This window comes from Nocardioides sp. QY071 (genome assembly GCF_029961765.1).
Classification (GTDB): domain Bacteria; phylum Actinomycetota; class Actinomycetes; order Propionibacteriales; family Nocardioidaceae; genus Nocardioides.
In genome coordinates this window covers 2,155,753-2,179,592 of the sequence record NZ_CP124681.1, presented here as the reverse complement: position 1 = coordinate 2,179,592, position 23,840 = coordinate 2,155,753, and the positions used below count along the sequence as shown (strand labels likewise).

The following is a 23,840-nucleotide window of genomic DNA, read 5'->3' as shown; positions in this document are numbered from 1 at the left end:
GACGATCAGCCCTCGGCCGGCTCCGCGTTGGTGATCGGCGTGATCCACGACTGGTGGGTCGTGGTGTTCTTGGTGATCGCCAGCAGCTCGTCCATGTGGGGCTCGAGGCCGGTCACCTTGTCGAGCGGGACGCCGATGATCAGCTGGAAGCCGAGGCCCTTCCAGGCCTGCACCGCGCGGCCCGCGAACTCGGAGTCTGCCTTGACGAAGCCCTCGTCGAGGAACACCGGCGCGAACCGCGGTCGCGAGCGCATCTCGTCGCCGAGCCGGAAGCGCAGTGCGGAGCCGACGATGAACGCCACCAGCTCCTGGCTCTCGCCACCGGACTTCTCCCCCAGCGTGCGGTACGTCGCGCGCAGCTCGCCGGTGAGGTGGTCATAGCGCTCGGCGCTGATCTCCACGTGCCGGCGTACGTCGAGCAGCCGGTCGCGGTCGGTCGTGACGGTCGGGCCGTCGCCGGACTGGGCCGGCTTGCGCAGCTGCTGCATGAACCGGCTGAGGTCGGTGAACCTCTTCTCCAGAGCGGCCTCGTCGAGCTCGCCGCTCACCCCGGACGACAGGGCCCGCAGGTCCTTGAGGAAGACCTGCACGTGGGCGGGCGCGAGGCGGCGCAGCCGGATCCGGAGCCGGTCGCCGGAGGCACCACCGAACTCGAGACGGCGCAGGATCGCGTTGATCGGCTCGAGCCGGTCCTCGATCTCCTCGACCGAGGAGGACATGGCTCCGAGCAGCGGCACCAGGTCCTGGCCGCTCCACTCGGTGAGCCGGCGGCGCCACTCCGCGCGGCGCTCGGCGAGGCCCGTCCCGCGGATCTCGTCGAGGATGCGGGCGTAGTCGGCGTACGAGTCGGCGGTCGCGCCGAGGTTGGGCGAGTCCCACTGGAACTTGTAGTGCTTGAAGATCAGCGCCAGGTCGTCGTCGCAGCGCCTCATCTCGGCCTCGGCGTCGGCGACGGCAGTGCGCAGCCGCTCCCCCAGCCGGTGGGAGTTGTCGGCGAACCGGTCGAGGTCCTCGGGGTCGGCCGGGGCGGCGGCCGCGGCGAAGTCGGCGGCCAGCGCGGCCTCCTGCTCCTCGCTCAGCTCGACGGCGCCGCCCTTCTCCATCGCCTCGAGCCGGTCCTTGACCAGGTCCTCGGAGTCGACGAGCTCGCTGTGCCCGGAGTTGAGCTCGCGCTGCTTCTGCTCGAGCGCGAACCGCTCCTGGCGCGCGTCGTCGAGCCGGTGGACCAGCTCGTCGATCTGCGCCTGGAGCACCTTGAGCTGGTCGTCGGAGGTGAGGATGTCGGTACGGCGCTGCTCCAGCTCGGCGATGCGCCGGTCGCTGCCCGCGACGTCGACGTCGTCGAAGCGGACCATGGCGATGGCGTCGTACGCCTTGCGCTGCTGCTCCAGCAGCCGGCCGCGCCGGTCGAGGTCGGCGAGCTGGGCGTCGACCTGCTCCATCCTGCGCTCGAGCTCCTCGAGCTGTGCGTCGATCTCGGCGATCGCGTCCTCGTTGGAGAAGCCGATGATGTTGCGGTGGTCGCTGCGCCCGTGGGTGCCGCGGTCGCCGTTGCGGGTCTGGCCGGCGGCCGTGACCCGGAACCCGGGACCGTCGAGATCGGCGGCGCTCTCGACGCAGAACGCGTTGCGCGACGGCTCCTCGACGTGCTGCTGGACCCAGCCGGAGAACGGCGAGTCCTTGAACAGCAGCTTGCCGGCGACCCGCTCGGGGTCGGCGGGACCGGTCTCGGGCAGTTCGAGCTCGACGCCCTGGAAGGTCAGCCTGCCGGGCAGCCGTAGGCCGTCGATGGCGCTGGAGAACTCCGCCAGCCGGCCGATCGGGACCAGCATCATCCGGGCCGTGCCGCCGAGGACGGTCTCGATCGCCGTACGCCAGCGCGCCTCCTCGGGCGCGAGGTCGATCAGCTCGGCGACGAAGGGCAGCTCCTCGACCGACAGCCCGCTCGCGTCGGCGACGGCGGCCCGCAGGTCGTGGAGGTACGACGGCACCCGGCCGTTGCGGTTCTCCATCGAGGCCCGCTCGCGCTTGAGCACCGCTTGCTCGTTCTTCAGCGGCACCAGCGCGTCGCGGACCCGGTCGCGCTCGGCGCGCAGCGTGGCCTGCTCGGCCTCGCCGGCGGTGAGCCGCTTGCGGGCCAGCAGCTGCAGCTCGGCGAACGCGGTCGCCGAGTCGAGGGCGGACTCGAGGTCGGGGGCGTCGGCGTCGGTGAGCCCGACCAGCGGGTAGACCCGCTCCTCGAGCTCGGCGAGCCGGTTGCCGCGCTCCTGGCGGATCACCCGCTCGTGCTCGGCCTGGGCGGCCAGCGCCTGCAGGTCGCCGCCGCCGGCGGCGCGGTGCGCCTCCTTCGCGGCCTCGAGGTCGCCGGCGAGCGTCGTCTCGGCGGAGCGCGTGGCGGTCAGCGCCTCGACCGTGCCCTGCCGCGAGTCGCGGTTGCCGGCGACGGCGGCCTCGATCAGGCGCAGGTGGGTGCGCAGCAGCCACAGCCGCAGCGGGGTGTCGCCGGAGAGCGTGACGCCGTACGAGTCGAGCTCGGCGAGCCGCTTGGTCGCGGCGACCTGGCGCTCGTGGAGGTCGGTGATCGGCTCGAGCAGCTCGAGCTTCTGCTCCTCGGTGCGCATCGCGGTGTAGGAAGCGTCGAGGTCGTCGAAGTGCTCGATCGCACGGTCCGCGGCGGCGTACGTCGTGGGCCGTTCGAGGACCATGTCCTTGTAGAGCTCGTCGACGCTGCGGACCTGGTTGCCGGCCTGGATCCGGGCCAGCAGGCGCAGCGCCTTGGAGCCGTCGCCGTTGGCTCCGATGCCGAGGCGCGCGTGCAGCACGGCCGCGAACTCGGCGTACGTGCGGTGCACGCGGATGCCGGGGAACAGCTTCTTGAGGGTGTTGGCGTGGAAGCGCTCGGGTACGGCGACCTCCAGCGTCTCCAGCGACAGGGCGCCCTCGTGGGTGGCGAGCTGCATCTGCACCTCGCCCGAGCGCGCGGCGCGGCGCGGGACGTAGTAGGTGCGCACCGCGGTGAACCGACCGCCCTGGTCGTTGACGAAGGTCATCGCGACCGCGCCCCAGGTGTCGGAGCCCTTGCCGCGCAGCAGCTTCTCCTCGGGCCGCCCGGTCTTCGGGTTGTCGACGACGTCGACGGCGCCGCGCAGGTAGGACAGCAGGTTGCGCTGGCCGGCGCTGCGGGCCCGGCCCGCGACGGCGTCGTTGGAGGCGCCGTTGAACTTGGTGTCGGACGGCATCATCAGCGCCGTGTAGGCGTCGAGGATGGTGCTCTTGCCGACACCCGAGGCACCGGAGATCATCGTCGCGTCGCCACGTAGCGGGACCGTGGTCAGGCCGCCGAAGCCGCCCCAGTTGACCAGCTGCAGGAGCGCGGCGCGCCACTGGACGGTGTCGTCGGCGGGCGTCGCGACGACCTCCTTGTCGAAGAGGCCGTCGGTGCCCTCGACCTGCTCCATCTCGTCGACGGACATCAGGCGTCCTCCTCCTCGAACAGGTCGTCGTCCTGCGCCACGGCCTCCACCTCGGAGCCGTTGGCCCGCTGGAGCGCCTCGAGCAGCTCCTGCAGCAGCTCGAGCGGGAGCAGCGGCTCGACGGCCTCGCTGATCTCGTAGCGGTCCTCGGACGCGGACCCGATGAGCAGGCCCGCCTTGATGATGCTGGAGACCGCGTTGCGGGCCCGCTTCTCGTCGCCGGCCTCGTCGGTGGCGTGGCCGGGGCGGAAGCTGGCGACGTACTCGACGATGTCCTCGCGGTCGATGTAGACCCGGGCGTCGCCGCTGGCCAGACCGGCCCGCAGCCGGTCGCGCAGGTGGACGAGCACCAGGGTCTCCTCGCGCGACCACGCGGTGTCGTGGAGCAGGGTCGGGAACCGGCTGGCGGTCTCGGACGTGGCCTGCCGCTTCCAGGCGACCTCGCGGGTCGGGTCGACCTGGAGGTCGAGGAAGAGGTCGTTGAGCCGCGAGCGGATCACCCGCTCGTTCTCGACCAGCACCTGCCAGTCGCGCGGGTGGGTCCGGGCGCTGATGAAGCGCTGCTTGAGCAGGGTGACAAGCGCGTGCCGCTGGGCGTACTCCAGTCCGCCCTCGTCGCCCTCGAACAGTGAGACCGAGGTCTCGTCTGCGACCTCGTCGAGGTCGTCGAAGTCGTTGGTCTCGTCGCTCTCAGCGGTCGGCTCGTCCAGCTCGACACTCACCGGCGGGACTCCTCTCGGGTGTTCTCGAGGTCGGGGTCGGGAAGCGGGGTGCGGGGTACGGCGAAGGTGCGCCGCGACCCGTCGGGGCGGACGGCGGCGAACTCCTCCAGCGCGTCCTCGGTCGTCCACTCCCGGTCGGCGGCCAGGTGGAGCAGGCCGAAGATCTCGACCGGGCGGCGCAGCGAGGGCTCCAGCGCGTCGAACAGCTCGCCGAGCGAGCCCGCGGGCACCAGGTCCCCCAGCGCGTCGTCCAGCCGCTGGCGCAGCGAGCCGAGCTGGGGGCCGCCCTGGGCCATCAGCTCCTCGAGCGACAGGGTCGGCGCCTCGGCCGGGTCGGCCGCGGTGATCGGCTCGGGCAGCACGTCGTCGGCCGGGTCGTGGAAGCGCTCGCGCAGGTGGTCGACGCTGACCCGGCTCGGCAGCAAGGACACCTCGTGGGTGGCCCGCGGCCCGGTCGTCGACATCCAGGTCATCAGCTCGGACTCGACCTGGCGCAGCGTCTGCTCCAGCTCACGGTCGCGGGCCGCGTCGTGGGAGACGATGTACTCCTTGAGCGTCGCGGTCACCCGGCTGCGCTGGGCCAGCACGCGGTCGAGGCCGTCGCGCACCAGCTTGACGGTCCCCCGCAGCTCGGCCCGGTCGGCCTCGCCGAGGATGCCCGGCGACAGCGGGTGCTCGAGCAGCGCGTTGAGGTCCTCGCGCAGCTGGGTCACCAGCCCGTCGTCGCGCAGCAGCGCGAACGCTCCCTCGAACGCCCGGCCCTCCTGGGTCGCGGTCATCAGGGCGTCGGCGCGCGCGAGGTAGTCGTCGATCACCTCGCCCGCCGGACGGTCCTCGGCCCGGAAGGCCGCCAGGATCTCGGTCCGGATGGTCGCGAAGCGCTCCTCGACCCGCGCGAAGTCACTCGGCAGCGCGCTGATCAGCGACAGCAGCTCGGTGAACCCCTCGAGCATGTAGTCCTCGGTCGCGCTCACCATCTCGGCCCCGTCGACCAGCCGGTCGCGCTCCACCTTGAGCCGCGCGATCTCGTCGTTGAGCAGGGTCACCCGCGCGCTGCGGTCCGGGTTCGCCTCGGAGTTGAACCGTCGTACGGTGCTCAGGATGGTCGCGATCCGGTGCTCGCTCAGCGTGGCCCGGTCGCGCGCGAGGTTCTTGACCAGCTCCAGGGCCTGCTGCGCGTGGGACGTCAGCGAGTAGACCTCGTTGCCCTGCTCGTCGAGCGAGCGCACCAACCACTGCCCCCGCATCCACCGCTGGCAGATGTCGCGCCCGCTGCCCGTCGGGAGGTCCGTGTCACCCGCGCCGCGGATCTCGGCGAGGTGCTCCTCGACCTGGGTGTGCAGCCGCGCGGTCGGGATCGGCTTGTTGTTGCGGCCGAACGCGGCCCGGAAGATCGTGATCACGACCGGCGCCTGTCGCTGGTGGAGCAGGGTCAGCGTCGGCTGCGCGAAGGCGCCCTTGACGCGCGCCAGCTCGGCGGCGATGTCGCTCAACCCTGTCCCCCGGTGTCCGTCGTCGTGGCGTGGCCTGCTAGATGCGAACGAAAAGCATCACACAGGGGTACGACGGCGCTTCAGGCAGGCTCACCGCTAACCACTCGACACGAGTGGCGGTCTCGCCGACGGGTACCGCCCGGACGTCTCGCAACCCGACCAGCGGAGGAGCTCCCCGTGATCCACCTCGCCCCGATCGGCACGATCAAGCACATCGCCGGCGCCGCCGCGAAGGCACCTGCAGCGGTTGCCGGAACAGTCGTAGGGATGGCCCGGACGGCCGCTCGGCAGGTGCTCGGCGGGGACGACGAGCGGACGCCGACCATCTCCCCCGACGAGCCCGTCAACGTCACCGAGGAGCTCGGCCTCGACCCGGCGCCCGTGGCGAAGCCCCGTCCCCGCAAGACGCCTGCCCCGCCGCCCGTCACGGGCATCGACGCGCAGGCCGACCCCGGCCACGTCGACGCCACTCCTGCCGACATCGCCGACGCGGTGAAGAAGGACTGAGCCGGGCGTGGCCTACGCGGCGAAGGGCAAGGCCTTCGAACGGGACACGAGGTACGTCCCGGACCGCATCACCCGCGACGAGGGCCACAGCCAGGACCCCCACGTCGCCAGCCTCGACGTACCGACCTGGCCCGTCGAGCCCGGGCGCTACCGCCTGGTCGCCGCCCGCGCCTGCCCCTGGGCCAACCGGTCGATCATCGTGCGGATCCTGCTCGGCCTCGAGGACGTCATCTCGCTCGGCCTGGCCGGACCGACCCACGACCGGCGCAGCTGGCGCTTCGACCTCGACCCCGGTGGCGTCGACCCGGTGCTGCGCTACGAGCGCCTCGAGCAGGCCTACCTGGCGCGGGACCCGTCGTACGACCGGGGCGTCACCGTCCCGGCGATGGTCGACGTACCGACGAGGTCGCTGGTGACCAACGACTTCCCGGCGATCACCCACGACCTCTTCTTCGAGTGGCGCGACCACCACCGGCCCGACGCGCCCGACCTGTGGCCCGAGGAGTGCCGCGAGGAGATGGACCAGGTCATGGAGCGGGTCTTCACCGAGGTCAACAACGGCGTGTACCGGTGCGGCTTCGCCGGGACCCAGGAGGCGTACGACGCGGCGTACGACCGCCTCTGGACCGCGATGGACTGGCTGGAGGACCGGCTGACCGACCGGCGCTACCTGATGGGCGAGGCGATCACCGAGGCCGACGTGCGGCTGTTCACGACACTGGCGCGGTTCGACGCGGTCTACCACGGCCACTTCAAGTGCAACCGCAACAAGCTGAGCGAGATGCCGGTGCTGTGGGCCTACGCACGCGACCTGTTCCAGACGCCCGGCTTCGGCGAGACGATCGACTTCGACCAGATCAAGCAGCACTACTACGTCGTGCACGAGGACATCAACCCGACCGGGATCGTGCCGAAGGGGCCGGACGAGGCTCCCTGGCGCGCCCCGCACGGGCGGGAGAAGCTGAGTTCTCCACTGTCTCGCCGGCTCGCTTGAACTCGAACCGCTGTTCGAATACCATACGGGTATGAGGCGGACTCAACCCGCTGTTGCAACGAGTGCCTCGTTGAGCACCTGTCCGGGAGTTTGCCAGTTGAGCGTCATGCGGGGCCGGGTGTTGAGCCGCAGCGCCACGTCGTCGCACTCGGTCTGAGTGACTCCAGTCAGGTCAGAGCTCTTGGGCCAGTACTGGCGGAGCAGGCCGTTGGTGTTCTCGTTGCTGCCGCGCTGCCAAGGCGAGTAGGGATCGCAGAAGTAGACGCTCACACCGGTCTCGACCTTGAACCTGGCGTGTTCGGCCATCTCGGTGCCGCGATCCCAGGTGATCGACTTCACCAGGTCGGTGGGCAGCGTGGCGATCAACTGTGCCAGCGTCATCCGGGTCGTCTCGGCGGTGTGCCGGCCGGGGATCGGGGCCAGCAGCACGTACCGGCTCGAGCGCTCCACCAATGTGATGATCGACCCCTTGCCCTTGGCGCCCATCAGCAGGTCACCCTCCCAGTGCCCAGGTACAGCGCGGTCTTCTACCTCGGCGGGACGTGCGCTGATCAGCACATCATCACTGAGTCGGATGCTGCTGCGTTTTGCGGCACTGGCCTGCGGCTTTCGTTGCATCCGCTTCGAACGCAGGTGCTGTGTGAGCTCCCGCTTGAGCTGGCCCTTGGTCTGAACGAACAGCGCCTGGTAGATCGTCTCGTGGGACACCCGCATCGCCTCGTCATCGGGGAACATCACCGGCAGCATCGCCGCGATCTGCTGCGGGGACCAGTCGGCCCGCAGCAGTTCCCAGACCTTCTCCCGCAACGGGCCATGGTCAAGCCGGCGCCGGCACCGCCGACGTGCCCGCCGATCGGCGAACTCCTGGGCCGAGGCTGCGTCATATCGATTCCGGTAGCCCTTGCCGCCGCCGCGCGCGATCCGGCCTCGCACCGACCTTGACCCGTACCCGGTAGCCCGGTGTCGACGCAGCTCACGCGAGATCGTCGAGGGATGTACCCCCACCAACGCTGCGATCGTCCGCTGCGGCAGACCAACTCGATAACCCCGCTCGATCACCGACCGCTTCTCAGCGGTCAAACGCTTTCCTGCCATCCGCGCAACCTCCACTTTCCCGCATGGAGTTGCAACAGCCGATTGAAACCGCCTGACAAGCGTCCGGGACCTCAGCGCAGCGGAGCTGCTCGCTGCCGAGGAGGCCGGCGTGCGGCACAGGAGGCAGTTGGAGGTCGACGCGCTGCTGCGGCTCCTGGCCTGGTGCGACCTGCACTCGCTCGACCCGCAGTCCCAACCGGGCGCCGTACCAGTGCGGTTGGGCGGCGACCGCCTCGTGCGTCTGGGCGGCGAGGGCACGCCGCAGACCTCTGAGCTGTGCATGGCCGAGTTCGCCGTCGCCAGCAACGCCGGGTGGATCGCCACCTCCCACCGCGCAGCCGCGGCACTCGACCTGCGCCACCGCCTCCCCCGCCTGTGGGAGCGGGTCCAGCGCCTCGACGTCGAGGTGTGGGTCGCCCGCAGGATCGCCGACCTCTCGCGCAACCTCACCCGTACCGCGGTCGAGATCGTCGACATCTCCGTTGCCGCGGCCTGCGACCTGACGCCGGGCAAGCTGGTCGAGCTCGCCGAGGCGCGCATCATCGAGGCCGACCCGCAGGCCCACCGCGAACGGATCGCCGCCGAGGAGGCCCGCATCGGCGTGTTCGCCCGCCGTCGCCGCGCCGGCGACGCGGTCGCCGAGATCGACGGCCAGGCAGGCGTCCAGCCGATCACCCTCAGGCTCCCCAACGCGGGCGCCCTCGAGTTCACCACGAGCGTCGAGGAGCTCGCGCAGGCCCTGGCCGACCACCACGTCCCCGACGACGAGGACGACGTCGCGACCATGGACCAGTTCCGTGCCCGCGCGGTCGAGCTGCTCGCCGACCCCCATGCCGCCGTCCGTTTCCTCGAGGGGCTCCGGGAGCCCGAGACACCTCCCGCGCCGACGACCACTCGAGCACCGCGCAAGGCCACCGTCTACGTCCATATCGACGCCGCCGTCCTCACCGGTCTCGCCACCGGTGTCGCCCGCGTGGAGGACCTGGGCCCGATGCTCCTCGAGCAGGTCGCCGCCCTGGTACGCCACCGCTCCATCGACCTGCACCCCGTCATCGACCTCAACTCCGGCACCGCCGTCGACGCCTACGAGCACCCCACGGCCTGCAAGGAGCGCACCCAGCTCCGCACCGGCGGCGACGTCTTCCCCCACTCCGCCTCCCGCACCCGCCGCCTGGACCACGACCACGTCACGCCGTACGACAAGAACGGACCCCCCGGCCAGACCGGCGACCTCAACGACGCCCCACTCACCCGCCGACACCACCGGGCCAAGACCCACCTCCCCTACCGCACCCGCCAGCTCGGCCTCGGCGCCTACCGGTGGCAGACCCCACACGGCCTACTCCGCGTCGTGACCCGGTACGGCACGACCGTGGTCGAACCGCTGCGCACCACCGCCGGCACACTGGTCGGCGAGGTCTACCCGGCGCGGTATGACGTGCGGTACGACGGGAGCGCGCCCGCGTCTGCCTGAGCTGGCTGCGGCGGTGCGTCAGTTCGCCGCGAGTGGGCTGGCAACCGCGGACGCCAGCCCAGCTCTCCGGGAAGGACGAGGCGCCCAGTCACACCCCTCGGGCCAACTCCGCCCGCCACCAGCCCCCGCCCTCGATCCGCTCGACCCGACGCAGCTCGAGGCCACCGGTAGCGAACTCCTCGACTTCGCCCCGCGTCAGCGGCCACGGCGGTCCGGCGACCTCGACCCCGTCGTCGCGCGCGGTCGCCAGGACCAGCAGGGTGCCACCGGGAGCCACCAGCGCTGCGATGGCCTGCGCGGCCGACGAGTGCTGCTCGGGCGGCATCGACTGGACGGTCAGGCTCTCCACCACCAGGTCGAACCTGCCGTGCCAGTCGGAGGGAAGGTCCAGGACGTCGGCGACGAGGTAGGTCACCGTGCTGGCGGGGTGCTTGCGCCGGGCGGCGGCGATCGCGGTCGGCGCGAAGTCGAAGCCCGTGGTCCGGTACCCGAGCTGGGCCAGGTACTCCGCGTCGGCGCCGTAGCCGCACCCCACCACCAGCGCCTCGCGGCCACCGCCCGCCAGCCCCTGCTCCTCAGCCCACTCCACCAGCTGGGGCCGGGCGGCGCCGTGGTCCCAGGGCGGGCGCGCCTGACCGGCCTCGGCCCCGGCGTAGATCGCCTCGAACATGTTGGAGGGATCGCCCGTCATGACTCGAGGCTACGCACGGTGGCAGATCGCCTCCAGGAATTCTTCGCGGTCGATGTCGAGAACCCGGCGCCGGGTCCGTCCCTGGAGTGAATGGCACCAACGCCCCTGAGGAGAACCACCATGCAGGACAACACCACCGTCACCCTTCGCCGCAGCCTCCCCGTCCCGCCCGAGCGCGTCTGGGAGCTGTGGACCACCGCCGCGGGCATCGCGGCGTGGTGGGCACCCGACGGGTTCGAGACCACGGTCGACCGGATCGAGGTGCGCCCGGGCGGCTCGCTCGACTACACGATGACGGCGACCGGCCCGGAGCAGGTCGCGTTCATGGAGCAGGCCGGGATGCCGCTGTCGACGGCGTCGCACAAGGAGTTCACCGAGGTCGTCGAGCCGACCCGGCTGGCCTACGTGTCGTTGGTCGACTTCGTGCCCGGCGTCGCCCCCTACGACCACCTGACCGTCGTCACCCTCGAGCGCACCCCGACCGGGACCGACGTCGTCATGGAGTGCGAGCGGCTGCACGACGAGGAGTGGACCGGGCGCATCGTCGCCGGTCGCACCAACGAGCTCGACAACCTCGAGCGGCTGGTGGGCTAGAGGGTGGCCGGGTCGACCTCGTTGAACAGCTGGTCACCGCCCGCGAGCAGGTCGAGCATCGGCCCGACCTTCGGGAGCTCGTGGGTGAGGAAGTAGCGGCCGGCAGCGCGCTTGCCGTCGTAGAACGCGCCTCCGCGGTCGCCGACCGCGACCAGCTGGTCGAGCCAGGTCCAGGCCACCACGATGTGGCCGGCCGCCTCGAGGCCCGTCGTCGCGTTGACCAGCGCGGCGTGGGGGTCACCCGACTCCCACGCCGCGGCGACGGCCGCGGCGAACCGGTCGGCGGCGGCCGACACCCGCTCGGCATACGACGTGAGCACCTCGTCACCCGTCCCCCGGGCTCGGTCGACGGTCTCCCGGACCGCCTCGAGCAGGAGCTGCAGGCCGGTCCCGCGGGCCTGGACCAGCTTGCGGCCGAGCAGGTCGAGGGCCTGGATGCCGTGGGTGCCCTCGTGGATCGGGTTGAGGCGGTTGTCGCGGTAGAGCTGCTCGACGCCGTACTCCCTCGTGTAGCCGTAGCCGCCGTGGACCTGGATGGCCAGGTCGTTGGCCGCCAGGCACCACTGCGAGGGCCAGCTCTTCACGATCGGGGTCAGTACGTCGAGCAGCGCGCCCGCGCGCTCGCGGGCCTCGGCGGACGGGTGGGTGTGCTGCTCGTCGAGCAGGAGCGCGGCGCGCAGTACGAGCGCGAGCCCGCCCTCGACGTACGACTTCGAGGCGAGCAGCATCCGGCGTACGTCGGCGTGCTCGGCGATCGGGACCGGCGGGGCGGCCGGGTCCTTGCCTGCGAGCGGACGGCCCTGGACCCGCTCCCGCGCGTAGGCGAGCGCGCGCAGGTAGCCGGTGTAGCCGAGCGCGACGGCGCCCGCGCCGACCCCGATCCGGGCCTCGTTCATCATGTGGAACATGACCGCGAGGCCGCGGCCCTCCTCGCCGACGAGCTCGCCGACGGCGCCGGGCGCACCGCCCGGGAGGTGCCGGCCCTCGCCGAAGTTGAGCACCGTGTTGACGGTGCCGCGGAAGCCCATCTTGTGGTTGAGCCCGGCCAGGGAGACGTCGTTGCGCTCGCCCCGATCGCCGGACGCGCTCACGACGTACTTCGGCGTCGCGAACAGCGAGAGCCCCTTCACGCCCGGCGGCGCGCCCTCGACCCGGGCGAGGACGAGGTGGACGATGTTCTCGCCGAGCTCGTGGTCGCCGCCCGAGATCCACATCTTGTTGCCGAACAGTCGGAAGGTCCCGTCCGGCTGGCGTACGGCGCGGGTCGCGACGTCGGCCAGCGACGAGCCGGCCTGCGGCTCGGAGAGGCACATGGTGCCGAACCAGCGTCCGTCGAGCATCGGGGGCACGAGGCGCGCGACCTGCTCGGGTGAGGCGTGCGCGAGCAACAGGTTGGCGTTGGCCATGGTCAGCATCGGGTAGCCCGACGTCGACACGTTGGCCGCCTGGAACCACGCGAAGCACGCCTGCTGTACGACGTGCGGCAGCTGCCCGCCGCCGACCGACTCGTCCATCGCGGCCGACACCAGCCCGGCCTCGGCGAAGGCCCGCACCGCCGCGCCCACCTCGGGCACGATCGTGACCGTCTCGCCGTCGAACTGCGGCTCCTGGGCGTCGCTGAGCGCGTTGTGCGGGGCGAACTGCGCCGCCGCCAGCTCGGCGGACAGGTCGAGCACCGCGTCGAAGGTGTCGCGGCTGTGCTCGGCGTACCGCTCCCGCGCGCACAGCGCCGCCACGTCGAGCCACTCGTGGAGCAGGAACGCGAGGTCGCGGCGGGCCAGCAGCAGGTCGGGGCTCATGGGGTCAGCCTGCCTCACGCCGGAGGTACGACGACCGGCATCCCCGCGAGCGGTGCACCTGCCACGGTCACCACCCCCACCATCCGCGCCGACGCCCCGAGCAGCGTCGCGCCGTGGTCGGTGCGCAGTGCCGAGCGCCCGAACTGGACCTCGAGCACGCCGATCCTCAGCCGGCCGCCCTCGCGGACCAGCGCCACCTCCCCGCGGCGCGGGCGCCGGTCGGTCGAGACCAGCAGCTCGGTCCCGGCCGGCCACCCGTGGGAGGCGAGCGCGTCGTTGCGCAGCCGGATCCGCACGTCCTCGCCGTCGGTGACGACCTTGGCCGCCGCCGGCCTGGCGCGGACGGCCGGGGGCTCGGGCGGTGGCAGGTCGAGCGGCAGGCACTCCTGGGCCGCCACTCCGCCTCGGACCGAACGCATGTTCGAAGCCTAGCGGGTCCGCGGCCGATCCTGGTACGTCCTAGGATCGACGCGATCGCCATGAACCCCGTTCCGGACCGTCCCCGCAGGCTGCTGCTCGCCGTCGACGCGCCGTCGCTGCTGCACCGCAACCACCACGCGCGCGCCCACACCCGGCACCGCGACCGGGGCGGGCGGCCGGCATGGGCGCTGCATGGCATGCTGCGCCAGATCATCGAGTCGATCGACCAGTTCGCACCGGACGCGGTGATCTTCGGGCTCGACGACCGCGTGGCGTCGCACCGCCGCGACGCCTATCCCGACTACAAGGCGGGCCGGGCCGAGAAGGACGCCGACCTCGTCGACCAGCTGGACCGGGCCGGCGCGCTGCTCGACGCGCTCGGCATGGCCACCCTCACCCCGCCCGGGCTGGAGGCCGACGACGTCAACGCGTCGGCGGCGACCTGGGCCGGCGAGAACGGGTGGGACTGCGTGATCATCACCTCCGACCGCGACTCGTTCGCCCACATCAGCGAGCACACCCGCGTGCTGCGGCTGATCAACGGCGGCATCAACGGCTCTCCCCTGCTGACCTCGGCCCACCTGCGCTCGATGTACGGCGTGCCGGCGGAGCGCTACCTCGAGTTCGCGGCCGTGCGGGGCGATGCCAGCGACAACCTGCCCGGGGTGGCCGGGATCGGCGAGAAGACCGCCGCCTACCTGCTGTCCCACATCGGCTCGATGCGCGAGATCTGGGCCGACATCGAGCACGACGAGGGCCGCTCGGTCGTCGCGGCGCTGGACGCGTGGGCGGAGGAGACGGGCGCGCGTCGTACCGGCGCGACCGTGCTCAAGCGGCTCTCGGCACCGGGCGCACGGGACACCTACGAGTTCAACCTGCGGATGATGGCCGGGCGCACCGACCTCGACCTCGGCCTCACACCCGACGTCCCGGGCACCCCCGGCCTGCTCCCCCTCGACATCGCCCGCGTCGAGCGGGTGGTCGGCCACCTCGACATGGAGTCGACCACGACGCTCGCGCTGCGGGTCCTCACCGGAGACCCGGCGTCGGTCCCGCGGGCCTGATGCTCCACACGGGCAACCCGGCGGCGGGATCCCACCCGGCGCCGGTACGGCGCCCGGTCAGCTCCTCCCAGCGCAGCTGGACCCACACCTCGTCGTCGCGACGCACCCAGCGCGGCGGCCCGTGCAGCCGGCGCTCGGCGGCGGTGCGGGCCGCGTCGAGCACCCGCTCGCCGTGGCCGCGGGCCAGGACCGACCAGCCGTGGGAGCGCGGATGGTCGACGTGGTCGACCTCGAGCACCAGCGGCGCGCCGTCGGCGTACCTGTCGAGCAGCGAGCCCGGGGCGGTCCGCACCCACACGGCGTCGTCGTGGGTCGTGTAGTTGACCGGGATGACCTCGATCCGGCCCTCCGCGACCAGGACCAGGCGACCGTAGACCCCGGCCCGCAGCAGCCGCTCGCACTCCGCGGTCTCCATCTCCATGAGCACCGACCGGTCGGTCATCGCCTGCTCCCTCCACGTCGTCCGGTTGACGCCACGAGCCTCTCGCCCCCGCACCCGCACGCACAGGGCCGATGCACCCGCCGTGACGGGACCAAGGACCCGGCATGATGACCCGGTGACCGACGCACCCCTGGACGCGCCCGCCGACGCTCCGGCGCAGGGCCTCACCGAGCTGCTCGCCCGCCGCTTCCTCACCACCGACGAGGCCCGGACCGAGAAGGTCGCCCGCTGGCACGCCCGCGGTCGTCGTACCGCTCGTGAGAACATCGCCGACCTCGTCGACGCCGGCTCGTTCGTGGAGTACGGCCGCTTCATCACCGCGGCCCAGGAGCAGCGCCGGCCGCTGGCCGAGCTCGTCGTCGAGGCCCCCGCCGACGGCATCATCGGCGGTACGGCGACCATCGGCGGCCGGCCCGCCGCGGTGCTGTCCTACGACTACCTGGTCATGGCCGGCACCCAGGGCATGCGCGGTCACCGCAAGTCGGACCGGTTGATCGAGCTGATCGGCCGGATGGGCCTGCCGACGGTCTTCTTCACCGAGGGTGGCGGCGGCCGGCCCGGCGACGTCGACCTGCCGATCGTGTCCGCGCTCGACGTCGGCTCCTTCGCGCTGTGGGGCGAGCTGGAGGGCGTCGTGCCGCGGATCGCGGTCGTGTCCGGGCGTTGCTTCGCCGGCAACGCGGTCCTCGCCGGGTGCGCCGACCTGCGGGTCGCGACACCGGACGCGAACCTCGGCATGGCCGGGCCGGCGATGATCGCGGGCGGCGGGCTGGGGCACTACGCCGCCGAGGAGATCGGACCGGTCGGGGAGCAGGCCGCCAACGGGGTGATCGACGTCGTGGTCGACGACGAGGAGGACGCGGTGGCCGTCGTACGACGACTGCTGGCCTACCTCGACGGCCCGTCCGGCTCCGGCGAGGCCGACGACCCGGCCGCGCTGCGCACCATGCTGCCGGCCAACGACCGGGAGGCGTTCGACGTGCGCCCGGTCGTGGAGGCCCTGGCCGACGTCGGCAGCGTCACCTGGCTGCGCGAGGCGTGGGCACCCGAGCTGGTGACCGCGTTCGCGCGGGTCGAGGGCATCCCGCTCGGCGTCGTCGCCAACCAGTCCACCCACCTCGCCGGCGCGCTGACCGCCGACGCGTCGGCCAAGGCCGCCGACTTCCTGGCCCTGTGCGAGCGCTGGGGACTGCCGGTGGTCTCGCTGGTCGACACCCCCGGGTTCATGGTCGGCCCGGAGGCCGAGCGGACCGGCCTGGTGCGGCACGCATCGCGGATGGTCACCGCCGGAGCCCGGCTCACCGTGCCGCTGGTCGGCGTGGTGCTGCGCCGCGGCTACGGCCTGGGCGCGCAGGCGATGCTCGGCGGCAGCACCCACCGGCCGCTGCTCACCGTGGCCTGGCCCGACGCCCACCTCGGGCCGATGGGGCTGGAGGGCGCCGTACGCCTGGCGATGGCGCGCGAGCTCGCCGCGCTGCCCGAGGACGAGCGCGAGGCGACGGTCGCCCGGCACACCGCCGAGCTGCGCACCCACGCCAGCGCCCTCAACGCCGCACGGGTCTTCGAGATCGACGACGTGATCGACCCCGCCGAGACCCGCACCGTCGTCGCGGCGACGCTCAGGGCCGCGGCCGGGTGAGCGGGGCGCGGCGCGGTCAGTGCACGAGGTCGCGCCAGTTCACCGGCACCCGGCCCCGCGGCCCGGGGGCGGCCTGGTCCTCGGGGTGGCTGGTGGGGGCGGCGAGCTCGGGGCCGGCGTAGTAGTCCTCGCTGGCGTAGTCCCAGAACCAGTCCTCCCCCGGCTCGTACGACTGCACGATCGGGTGCCCGCTGTCGCGGAAGTGCGCGGAGGCGTGCTGGGCGGGCGAGCTGTCGCAGCACCCGACGTGCCCGCAGGCGGCGCACCGCCGCAGGTGGACCCACCAGCCCTCGGCAGCGGTGCACTCGGCACAGCCCGGTCCGCTCGGCGGGACGTCGGTCGCGATCGCGGGGGTCTCCTCGGCCATGCCCCCGAGCCTAGGAAGGCAGGTCAGGGGATGTACAGGGTCGCCCGGATCGGGTTGTGGTCGGAGGCCATGGGGGTGGCGTACCGCCCGCCCGACAGCACCGCGATGTTGTCCCAGTTCGGCACGGTGATGCCGGGTGAGACGAAGATCCGGTCGACGTGGGTCGGCCAGGTCGACGAACGCGGCGGGTCGGTCTTGAAGGCGTGCGCGGAGTTGAGGTGCGGGTAGGTCAGGTGGGCGGCGATGTCGCTGGCGTCGGCGAAGCCGGCGGCCTCCATGACCACGCGCGGCGTGTCGGTCTGGCCGCGTCGGTCGAGCCCTCGGTGGGAGTTGAAGTCGCCGAGCACGACCGTGGGCCGGCCGGGGAAGGCCGAGGTGACCCGGTTGAGGACGTAGGCCGTCTCCTGCTGGCGGACGCCGTCGGCCTTCCCGTCGCGCAGGTGGATCGCGGCCACCGCGACCTGCTTGCCGCTCGCCCGGTGCGAGAGGAGCGCCTGGCAGAACCCGTGGTCGCGGTCGCCGAACCTCTTGAAGCGGCTGCCCTTGCTGTTGTGCTTGGCGTCGACCACGTCGTACACGCTGGTGCGCACGTAGAGGGTCTGGCTGTAGAGCCTGCGCTTCTTGCTCTTCTGGGTCAGGCAGGCCAGCGTGTAGCCGCGCTTGGCCATGGCCTTTCCGATCCAGCGCTTCTTCTTGCCGTACTTGTGGGCGACGTGGCCCTCGACGAACACCATGATGTCGGCGTTCATCCGGTCGATGTCGGCGACGACCTGCCTCTGCCGCTTCTTCCACTTCCAGCCGCTGTTGCACTTCGACTTCGAGCCACAGCGCAGGTTGAAGGTGGCGGCGGTGGTGGGCGTCGCGGTCGGTACGACGGCCCTCGAGGCCGGCGGGGTGACCTTGCAGCTGCGCTCGCCGCCGTTCTTGTCGAGCGTCACCGCGTAGCAGTAGGTGGTCCCGGGCACGAGTCCCTGGACGTCGGCGTGGGTGGCGCTGGCCGGCACCCTCATCTGGACTGCATCACCGGGGTACACGTCCGGCCCGGCGGTGGACACCAGGACCTCGTAGCTGCCCGGACCGGCGAAGTCCCAGTCGAGACTCACGGTGACGGTGCCGCGTGTCACCACCTGGGCGGACACCCATGGGGCACCGGGGTGGGCCGCGGCGCTCGCCGGCGACAGGGCGGACAGCACGCCGAGCGCGACGGCGAGGACGGTCATCAACGACAGCAGGCGACGCATGTCTCCACCTTCGGCCAAAGGGACACCACATGCACGTTCGTACCCCAAAAAGGTGATGACATGACCGATCGGTCGTGCTCCGATGACTCACCAGGGTGAGGGCTCGTAGTCCTTCACGAAGCATCCGTACAGGTCCTCGCCCGCCTCGCCGCGCACGATCGGGTCGTAGACGCGCGCGGCGCCGTCGACGAGATCGAGCGGCGCGTGCCAGCCCTCGGCGGCGATCCGCAGCTTCTCGTGGTGCGGTCGCTCGTCGGTGATCCAGCCGGTGTCGACGGCCGTCATCAGGATCTTGTCGGTCTCGAACATCTCGCCCGACGAGGTGCGGGTCATCATGTTGAGCGCGGCCTTGGCCATGTTGGTGTGGGGGTGACCGGCGCCCTTGTAGCGGCGGGAGAACTGTCCCTCCATCGCCGAGACGTTGACGATGTACGCGCGACGGGCACCGTTCTGCACGGCGGCGCGCAGCGCCGGGCGCAGCCGGGAGTTGATGAGGAAGGGCGCGATCGAGTTGCAGAACTGCACCTCGAGCAGCTCCAGCGGGTCGACCTCGTCGAGCACCTGGGTCCAGGAGTTGTTGTCCTGGATGTCGGGGATCAGGCCACCGGCGTCGATCGCGGTGCCGGCCAGGTGCTGCTCGAGCGAGGCACCGCCCGCCTTGAGCGCGAGCGCGGTCATCGAGGCGGCATTGTGGGCGGCGAGCGCCGCCTCGGCGGACTCCCCCTCGTGGTGGGCGACCGCGTGGTCCGCGAGGGCACCGGCGATCGCCGCCGGGTGCGCCTCGGAGATCCGGTCGAACGCCACCATCTCGGGCAGCTCCTCGATCCCGAGCGACTCGGCCGTCGGCAGCGGCGCCAGCTCGCCCTCGGTGAGGTGCGTGTAGGCGCCCGGCAGCCGTCGTACGGTCTGGCAGGCGTTGTTGATGATGATGTCGAGCGGGCCGTCGGCGGCGACGTCGTCGGTGAGCGCGATGACCTGGGTGGGGTCGCGCAGGTCGATGCCGACGACCTTGAGCCGGTGCAGCCAGTCGACGGAGTCCTCCATCGCGGCGAACCGGCGTACGGCGTCCTTCGGGAACCGGGTCGTGATCGTCGTGTGCGCACCGTCGCGGAGCAGGCGCAGCGCGATGTACATGCCGATCTTGGCGCGGCCGCCGGTCAGCAGCGCGCGCTTGCCGGTGAGATCGGTGCGCTGGTCCCGCTTGGCGTGGCTCATCGCCGCGCAACGCGGACACAGCCAGTGGTAGAACGCGTCGACGAGGGTGAAGTCCTCCTTGCAGATGTAGCAGCCGCGCGCGGTGAGCAGCTCACCGGCGAAGGCGCCCTGCGCGGTGGAGACCAGCGGGATGCCGGCGGTCTCGTCGTCGATCCGCATCCGCGAGCCGGTCGCGGTCCTCTCGATGATGTCCTGGTCGTGCCGCTGCCGCTCCATGCGGATCTCGGCCCGCCGCTGCTTCTTGATCAGCTTGTACATGTACGACGCGGCGCGCTTCATCGTGCGCACGTCGTCGTGCTCGGGGTCGAGGAGCGGGACCTGACGGAGGACCTTGAGGGTGATCGCGAGCTCGTCCGGGTCGATCCGGGTCAGCTGCTCGTCGGAGTCGGGGCGAGGCACCGCCCGATGGTACGGGGACCCGCTGCCGGATGCCGTATGCTCGCCCTGCGCCATGATGCGCGTCACAACTCAACATCGCGCCGTTCGAACCCCGGCGGGAGAGCCCCGGTCCCACGAGGACGGGCGCCGAAGGAGCAAATCTCCCCAAGAATCTCTCAGGCCCCCTGACCGCCGGGACGAGGCGAACTCTGGAAAGACGGACCGGATCCACCGGTCCGCACCCACGGTGCAAGCCGCCCGGCCGGGCGGTGAAGCTCTCAGGTAGCGATGACAGAGCGGGGAGGCAACCCAGCCACGAGCGCGGCACACCGCTGCGCTCTTCACGAGGAAGCCTCCCGATGAGCACACCTTCAGCGACCCCGCGGCTCACGCCGCTGCACGACGTCCATGCCGCTCTCGGCGCGTCGTTCACCGACTTCGCCGGCTGGCAGATGCCGGTGCGCTACGGCTCGGAGACCGCCGAGCACCGCGCGGTGCGGACGACGGCCGGGCTGTTCGACCTGACCCACATGGGCGAGATCGAGCTGGTCGGTCCCGGTGCCGGCGCCGCGCTCGACCACGCCCTGGTCGGCCGCCCGTCCGCGATCGGCGTCGGCCGCGCGCGCTACTCGATGATCTGCGCCGAGGACGGCGGGATCATCGACGACCTCGTCGTCTACCGCCTCGCCGAGGAGCACTACCTCGTCGTCGCGAACGCCAGCAACGTCGCCGTCGTGGCGCCCGAGCTGGTCGCCCGTGCCGAGGGGTACGACGTCAGCGTCACCGACACGTCGGCCGACTGGGCACTGCTGGCGGTCCAGGGCCCCGCTTCGGCGCAGATCCTCACCGGCCTCACCGAGCTCGACGTCCCGTCGCTGAGGTACTACGCCATCGATGCCGGCACGGTCGCCGGCGTCGACGTGCTGCTCGCCCGCACCGGCTACACCGGCGAGGACGGCTTCGAGGTCTACTGCCGCCCCGCCGACGCGGCTGCCGTCTGGGACGCGCTGAGCAGGGCCGGTGAGTCACACGGCCTGGTCCCCGCGGGCCTCGCCTGCCGCGACACCCTGCGCCTGGAGGCCGGGATGCCGCTCTACGGCCACGAGCTGGACCGCGCCACCACGCCCTTCGAGGCCAACCTCGGCCGGGTCGTCGTACTCGACAAGCCCGAGGGCTTCGTCGGCCAGGCGGCGCTCGCCCGGCGCAAGGAGGAGGGCCCGCAGCGGGTCCTCGTCGGCCTGGTCTCCACCGGTCGCCGCTCGCCGCGCGCGGGCTACCCGGTCCTCGACCCGGCCACGGGCGCCGAGGTCGGCGTCGTCACGAGCGGCTCGCCCTCCCCCACGCTGGAGAAGCCGATCGCGATGGCCTACGTCCCGCCGGCGCTCGCCGCCCCGGGCACCCGGCTCCAGGTGTCGCTGCGCGGCACCCTCGAGGACGCCGACGTCGTCGAGCTCCCCTTCTACAACCGCAACCGCTGAGACCTCAGGAGACCACCATGAGCAACCCCACGAACCTCCAGTACACCGCCGAGCACGAGTGGATCGCCGTCGACGGCGACAACGCCAGGGTCGGCGTCACGGCGTACGCCGCCGACGCCCTCGGCGACGTCGTCTACGTCGACCTGCCCACCGTCGGCGACACCGTCACCGCGGGCGAGCCCTGCGGCGAGCTCGAGTCGACCAAGTCGGTCAGCGACCTCTACGCGCCGGTGACCGGTGAGGTGGTCGAGGTCAACGACGCCGTCGACGCCGACCCGAGCCTGGTCAACAGCGATCCGTTCGGCACGGGCTGGCTGTTCGTCGTCAAGGTGACGGCGACCGGCGAGGTGCTGGACGCCGCGGCGTACGACGCGCTGATCGCCGGGGCATGACCGCCGTCGTGCCGGAGGGGCGCAAGCTCCTCCGGCTGGAGGTCCGCAACGCGGAGACCCCGATCGAGCGCAAGCCGTCCTGGATCCGCACCAAGGCCACGATGGGCCCCGAATACCGGTCCCTGAAGAGCCTGGTGAAGTCCGAAGGCCTCCACACCGTGTGCGAGGAAGCCGGCTGCCCCAACATCTTCGAATGCTGGGAGGACAAGGAAGCCACCTTCCTCATCGGCGGCGACCAGTGCACCCGACGCTGCGACTTCTGCCAGATCGACACCGGCAAACCCCAACCCCTCGACCGCGACGAACCCCGCCGCGTCGCCGAATCGGTCCAGACCATGGGCCTCAAGTACGCCACCATCACCGGCGTCGCCCGCGACGACCTGCCCGACGGCGGCGCCTGGCTCTACGCCGAGACCGTCCGCGCCATCCACGACCTCACCGCCACCAACGAGCAGGGCGCCACAGGCGTGGAGAACCTCATCCCCGACTTCAACGGCGACCCCACACTGCTCGCCGAGGTCTTCGAGTCCCGCCCCGAGGTCCTCGCCCACAACGTCGAGACCGTCCCCCGGATCTTCAAGCGGATCCGCCCCGGCTTCCGCTACGAACGCTCCCTCGACGTGCTCACCCAGGCCCGCGCGTTCGGGCTCGTCACCAAGTCCAACCTGATCCTCGGCATGGGCGAGACCCGCGACGAGGTCTCGGACGCGCTCCAGGACCTGCACGACGCCGGTTGCGAGCTGGTCACCATCACCCAGTACCTGCGCCCCAGCCTCCGGCACCACCCCGTCGAGCGCTGGGTCAAGCCCGAGGAGTTCGTCGAGCTCGCCACCGAAGCCGAGGAGATCGGCTTCAGCGGAGTGCTCTCGGGACCGCTCGTGCGGTCGTCGTACCGGGCAGGACGGTTGTACCGTCGAGCCATGGAACTCAGGAGCCAGTGATGGCGCTGAGCGTCTTCGACCTCTACTCCATCGGCATCGGGCCGTCGTCCTCGCACACGGTCGGCCCGATGCGGGCGGCGCACACCTTCGCTGCCGGCCTCGCGGCCGACGGCGAGCTGCCGCGTGTCGCGCGGGTGCGCGCCGAGCTGTTCGGCTCGCTCGGTGCCACCGGGCACGGCCACGGCTCGGTCAAGGCCGTCATCCTCGGGCTCGAGGGCGACGACCCGGCGACGACCGACACGGCGACCTACGACGCCCGCGTGGCGGGGATCCTCGAGCACCAGCAGCTCCGGCTGGCCGGCGAACAGGTCATCCACTTCGAGGCCGACGACGTGGTCATGCACCGGCGCCAGTCGCTGCCGGCCCACCCCAACGGCATGGTGTTCACGGCCTACGACACCGAGGGCGCCGAGCTGCGGGCACGCACCTACTACTCGGTGGGCGGCGGCTTCGTGGTCGACGAGACCCAGGTCGGCGCCGACCGGGTGGTGGTGGACGACACGGTGCTGCCGCACCCGTTCTCCACCGGCGGCGAGCTGCTCGCCGCGTGCCACGACGCCGGGATGAGCGTCTCCGACGTGATGCTGGCCAACGAGCTGACCTGGCGCACCGAGGCCGAGGTCCGGGCCGGCCTGCTCGAGATCTGGCGCGTGATGGCCGCGTGCGTCGAGGAGGGCTGCCACCGCGAGGGCGTCCTGCCCGGCGGGCTCAAGGTGCCGCGGCGCGCGCCCGAGCTCTACGCCACGCTGCGGGCGGCCGGGAGCGACGACCCGCTCGACGTCATCGACTGGGTCAACCTGTTCGCCCTGGCCGTCAACGAGCAGAACGCGTCCGGCGGCCGGATCGTCACCGCGCCCACCAACGGCGCGGCCGGCATCGTGCCGGCGGTGCTGCACTACTGGGTGCGCTTCCAGGCCAAGGACCAGCCCCAGGAGCAGGTCGACGACGGCATCGTCCGGTTCCTGCTCACCGGCGCGGCGATCGGCATCCTGGCCAAGATGAACGCCTCCATCTCGGGAGCGGAGGTCGGCTGCCAGGGCGAGGTCGGCTCGGCCTGCGCGATGGCGGCCGGCGCCCTGTGCGAGGTCCTCGGCGGCTCCCCGGAGCAGGTCGAGAACGCCGCCGAGATCGGCATCGAGCACAACCTCGGCCTGACCTGCGACCCGGTGGGCGGACTGGTCCAGATCCCCTGCATCGAGCGCAACGCGATCGCCTCGGTGAAGGCGATCAACGCCGCCCGGCTCGCCATCCACGGCACCGGGTCGCACAAGGTCAGCCTCGACAAGGCGCTCAAGACGATGCGGGAGACCGGTCGCGACATGAAGACCAAGTACAAGGAGACCTCACGGGGCGGCCTGGCCGTCAACGTGATCGAGTGCTGACTGCTTCGGTCGGCGTACCCGCTGCCGATGTGCCCTGTG

General features: G+C 71.9%; 21 protein-coding genes and 1 riboswitch. Of the genes, 10 read left to right on the top strand and 11 right to left on the bottom strand.

Annotated elements, in window-relative coordinates; all coding sequences use genetic code 11:
* Positions 1-5 precede the first annotated feature (5 nt).
* From QI633_RS10440 to QI633_RS10430, 3 genes are read right to left on the bottom strand one after another with little or no spacing between them, the layout of a single operon-like run.
* On the bottom strand, positions 6-3,473 hold the full coding sequence (locus tag QI633_RS10440) for an SbcC/MukB-like Walker B domain-containing protein (protein ID WP_282428913.1): 3,468 nt from the start codon (positions 3,471-3,473) through the stop codon (positions 6-8).
* On the bottom strand, positions 3,473-4,195 hold the full coding sequence (locus QI633_RS10435) for a DUF4194 domain-containing protein (RefSeq protein WP_282428912.1): 723 nt from the start codon (positions 4,193-4,195) through the stop codon (positions 3,473-3,475). The genes QI633_RS10440 and QI633_RS10435 overlap by 1 nt, the downstream gene beginning before the upstream one ends.
* A complete protein-coding gene (locus QI633_RS10430; RefSeq protein WP_282428911.1) occupies positions 4,192-5,688 on the bottom strand; it encodes a DUF3375 domain-containing protein in 1,497 nt (498 codons plus the stop codon). The genes QI633_RS10435 and QI633_RS10430 overlap by 4 nt, the downstream gene beginning before the upstream one ends.
* Positions 5,689-5,865: 177 nt before the next feature.
* Here QI633_RS10430 and QI633_RS10425 point away from each other — a divergent pair, with 177 nt between their 5' ends.
* A complete protein-coding gene (locus QI633_RS10425; protein WP_282428910.1) occupies positions 5,866-6,195 on the top strand; it encodes a hypothetical protein in 330 nt (109 codons plus the stop codon).
* 7 nt (positions 6,196-6,202) lie between these two features.
* The gene (locus QI633_RS10420) at positions 6,203-7,189 is read left to right on the top strand and encodes a glutathione S-transferase C-terminal domain-containing protein (RefSeq protein ID WP_282428909.1); all 987 of its coding nucleotides are present in this window, start codon (positions 6,203-6,205) and stop codon (positions 7,187-7,189) included.
* A 42-nt stretch (positions 7,190-7,231) separates the two neighbouring features.
* Here QI633_RS10420 and QI633_RS10415 read toward each other — a convergent pair whose 3' ends face one another.
* Positions 7,232-8,284: an IS30 family transposase gene (locus tag QI633_RS10415; RefSeq protein ID WP_282426139.1), complete on the bottom strand. Its 1,053-nt coding sequence runs from the start codon at positions 8,282-8,284 to the stop codon at positions 7,232-7,234.
* Positions 8,285-8,393: 109 nt separating this feature from the next.
* Here QI633_RS10415 and QI633_RS10410 point away from each other — a divergent pair, with 109 nt between their 5' ends.
* Complete coding sequence (locus QI633_RS10410) at positions 8,394-9,758, top strand: hypothetical protein (protein ID WP_282428908.1); 1,365 nt, start codon at positions 8,394-8,396, stop codon at positions 9,756-9,758.
* 88 nt (positions 9,759-9,846) lie between these two features.
* Here the strand turns inward: QI633_RS10410 and QI633_RS10405 are convergent, their stop codons facing one another.
* Positions 9,847-10,449, bottom strand: a complete 603-nt coding sequence (locus QI633_RS10405) for a class I SAM-dependent methyltransferase (RefSeq protein WP_282428907.1) — start codon at positions 10,447-10,449, stop codon at positions 9,847-9,849.
* A gap of 120 nt (positions 10,450-10,569) precedes the next feature.
* On the opposite strand from QI633_RS10405, the gene QI633_RS10400 reads away from it, so the two are divergent.
* Positions 10,570-11,043 carry an SRPBCC domain-containing protein gene (locus QI633_RS10400; RefSeq protein ID WP_282428906.1) on the top strand — a complete coding sequence of 158 codons (474 nt, stop codon included), beginning with the start codon at positions 10,570-10,572 and terminating at the stop codon, positions 11,041-11,043.
* On the opposite strand, the gene QI633_RS10395 is transcribed toward QI633_RS10400, so the two are convergent.
* Together QI633_RS10395 and QI633_RS10390 are read right to left on the bottom strand one after the other, a co-directional pair.
* Positions 11,040-12,842: an acyl-CoA dehydrogenase gene (locus QI633_RS10395; protein ID WP_282428905.1), complete on the bottom strand. Its 1,803-nt coding sequence runs from the start codon at positions 12,840-12,842 to the stop codon at positions 11,040-11,042. The two genes, QI633_RS10400 and QI633_RS10395, sit on opposite strands and share 4 nt — an antisense overlap.
* A 14-nt stretch (positions 12,843-12,856) precedes the next feature.
* A complete protein-coding gene (locus QI633_RS10390; protein ID WP_282428904.1) occupies positions 12,857-13,261 on the bottom strand; it encodes a hypothetical protein in 405 nt (134 codons plus the stop codon).
* A gap of 60 nt (positions 13,262-13,321) precedes the next feature.
* Here QI633_RS10390 and QI633_RS10385 point away from each other — a divergent pair, with 60 nt between their 5' ends.
* Positions 13,322-14,326 carry a 5'-3' exonuclease H3TH domain-containing protein gene (locus QI633_RS10385; RefSeq protein ID WP_141799257.1) on the top strand — a complete coding sequence of 335 codons (1,005 nt, stop codon included), beginning with the start codon at positions 13,322-13,324 and terminating at the stop codon, positions 14,324-14,326.
* Here QI633_RS10385 and QI633_RS10380 read toward each other — a convergent pair.
* Positions 14,292-14,768: a pyridoxamine 5'-phosphate oxidase family protein gene (locus tag QI633_RS10380; RefSeq protein ID WP_282428903.1), complete on the bottom strand. Its 477-nt coding sequence runs from the start codon at positions 14,766-14,768 to the stop codon at positions 14,292-14,294. The genes QI633_RS10385 and QI633_RS10380 overlap by 35 nt on opposite strands.
* A 115-nt stretch (positions 14,769-14,883) precedes the next feature.
* Here QI633_RS10380 and QI633_RS10375 point away from each other — a divergent pair, with 115 nt between their 5' ends.
* Positions 14,884-16,407: a carboxyl transferase domain-containing protein gene (locus tag QI633_RS10375; RefSeq protein ID WP_282428902.1), complete on the top strand. Its 1,524-nt coding sequence runs from the start codon at positions 14,884-14,886 to the stop codon at positions 16,405-16,407.
* Positions 16,408-16,423: 16 nt separating this feature from the next.
* On the opposite strand, the gene QI633_RS10370 is transcribed toward QI633_RS10375, so the two are convergent.
* From QI633_RS10370 to QI633_RS10360, 3 genes are all read right to left on the bottom strand, one after another.
* Positions 16,424-16,774, bottom strand: a complete 351-nt coding sequence (locus QI633_RS10370) for a UBP-type zinc finger domain-containing protein (RefSeq protein WP_282428901.1) — start codon at positions 16,772-16,774, stop codon at positions 16,424-16,426.
* Positions 16,775-16,797: 23 nt separating this feature from the next.
* Positions 16,798-18,015: an endonuclease/exonuclease/phosphatase family protein gene (locus QI633_RS10365; protein ID WP_141799261.1), complete on the bottom strand. Its 1,218-nt coding sequence runs from the start codon at positions 18,013-18,015 to the stop codon at positions 16,798-16,800.
* 87 nt (positions 18,016-18,102) lie between these two features.
* Positions 18,103-19,629 (bottom strand): SDR family NAD(P)-dependent oxidoreductase, encoded by a 1,527-nt coding sequence (locus tag QI633_RS10360; protein ID WP_282428900.1) that lies wholly within the window; start codon positions 19,627-19,629, stop codon positions 18,103-18,105.
* Between the two features lie 85 nt (positions 19,630-19,714).
* Positions 19,715-19,810: riboswitch (glycine riboswitch) on the top strand.
* Positions 19,811-19,967: 157 nt separating this feature from the next.
* On the opposite strand from QI633_RS10360, the gene gcvT reads away from it, so the two are divergent.
* The 4 genes from gcvT to QI633_RS10340 are packed head-to-tail and all read left to right on the top strand — an operon-like array spanning position 19,968 to position 23,801.
* On the top strand, positions 19,968-21,086 hold the full coding sequence (gene gcvT, locus QI633_RS10355) for a glycine cleavage system aminomethyltransferase GcvT (protein WP_282428899.1): 1,119 nt from the start codon (positions 19,968-19,970) through the stop codon (positions 21,084-21,086).
* A gap of 17 nt (positions 21,087-21,103) precedes the next feature.
* A complete protein-coding gene (gcvH, locus tag QI633_RS10350) occupies positions 21,104-21,478 on the top strand; it encodes a glycine cleavage system protein GcvH (RefSeq protein ID WP_141799263.1) in 375 nt (124 codons plus the stop codon).
* Complete coding sequence (lipA, locus tag QI633_RS10345) at positions 21,475-22,419, top strand: lipoyl synthase (RefSeq protein ID WP_282428898.1); 945 nt, start codon at positions 21,475-21,477, stop codon at positions 22,417-22,419. Before gcvH ends, lipA begins: the two co-directional genes overlap by 4 nt.
* Positions 22,419-23,801 (top strand): L-serine ammonia-lyase, encoded by a 1,383-nt coding sequence (locus tag QI633_RS10340; RefSeq protein ID WP_141799265.1) that lies wholly within the window; start codon positions 22,419-22,421, stop codon positions 23,799-23,801. The genes lipA and QI633_RS10340 overlap by 1 nt, the downstream gene beginning before the upstream one ends.
* The last annotated feature ends 39 nt before the right edge of the window (positions 23,802-23,840 follow it).

Bases quoted from the DNA above. Each gene is read 5' to 3' on its own strand.
- gcvH (WP_141799263.1), top strand. From the start codon at position 21,104: ATGAGCAACCCCACGAACCTCCAGTACACCGCCGAGCACGAGTGGATC.
- gcvT (WP_282428899.1), top strand. From the start codon at position 19,968: ATGAGCACACCTTCAGCGACCCCGCGGCTCACGCCGCTGCACGACGTC.
- QI633_RS10395 (WP_282428905.1), bottom strand. From the start codon at position 12,842: ATGAGCCCCGACCTGCTGCTGGCCCGCCGCGACCTCGCGTTCCTGCTC.
- QI633_RS10365 (WP_141799261.1), bottom strand. From the start codon at position 18,015: ATGCGTCGCCTGCTGTCGTTGATGACCGTCCTCGCCGTCGCGCTCGGC.
- QI633_RS10415 (WP_282426139.1), bottom strand. From the start codon at position 8,284: ATGGCAGGAAAGCGTTTGACCGCTGAGAAGCGGTCGGTGATCGAGCGG.
- QI633_RS10400 (WP_282428906.1), top strand. From the start codon at position 10,570: ATGCAGGACAACACCACCGTCACCCTTCGCCGCAGCCTCCCCGTCCCG.
- QI633_RS10385 (WP_141799257.1), top strand. From the start codon at position 13,322: ATGAACCCCGTTCCGGACCGTCCCCGCAGGCTGCTGCTCGCCGTCGAC.
- QI633_RS10440 (WP_282428913.1), bottom strand. From the start codon at position 3,473: ATGTCCGTCGACGAGATGGAGCAGGTCGAGGGCACCGACGGCCTCTTC.
- QI633_RS10340 (WP_141799265.1), top strand. From the start codon at position 22,419: ATGGCGCTGAGCGTCTTCGACCTCTACTCCATCGGCATCGGGCCGTCG.
- QI633_RS10380 (WP_282428903.1), bottom strand. From the start codon at position 14,768: ATGACCGACCGGTCGGTGCTCATGGAGATGGAGACCGCGGAGTGCGAG.
- QI633_RS10370 (WP_282428901.1), bottom strand. From the start codon at position 16,774: ATGGCCGAGGAGACCCCCGCGATCGCGACCGACGTCCCGCCGAGCGGA.
- QI633_RS10390 (WP_282428904.1), bottom strand. From the start codon at position 13,261: ATGCGTTCGGTCCGAGGCGGAGTGGCGGCCCAGGAGTGCCTGCCGCTC.
- lipA (WP_282428898.1), top strand. From the start codon at position 21,475: ATGACCGCCGTCGTGCCGGAGGGGCGCAAGCTCCTCCGGCTGGAGGTC.
- QI633_RS10405 (WP_282428907.1), bottom strand. From the start codon at position 10,449: ATGACGGGCGATCCCTCCAACATGTTCGAGGCGATCTACGCCGGGGCC.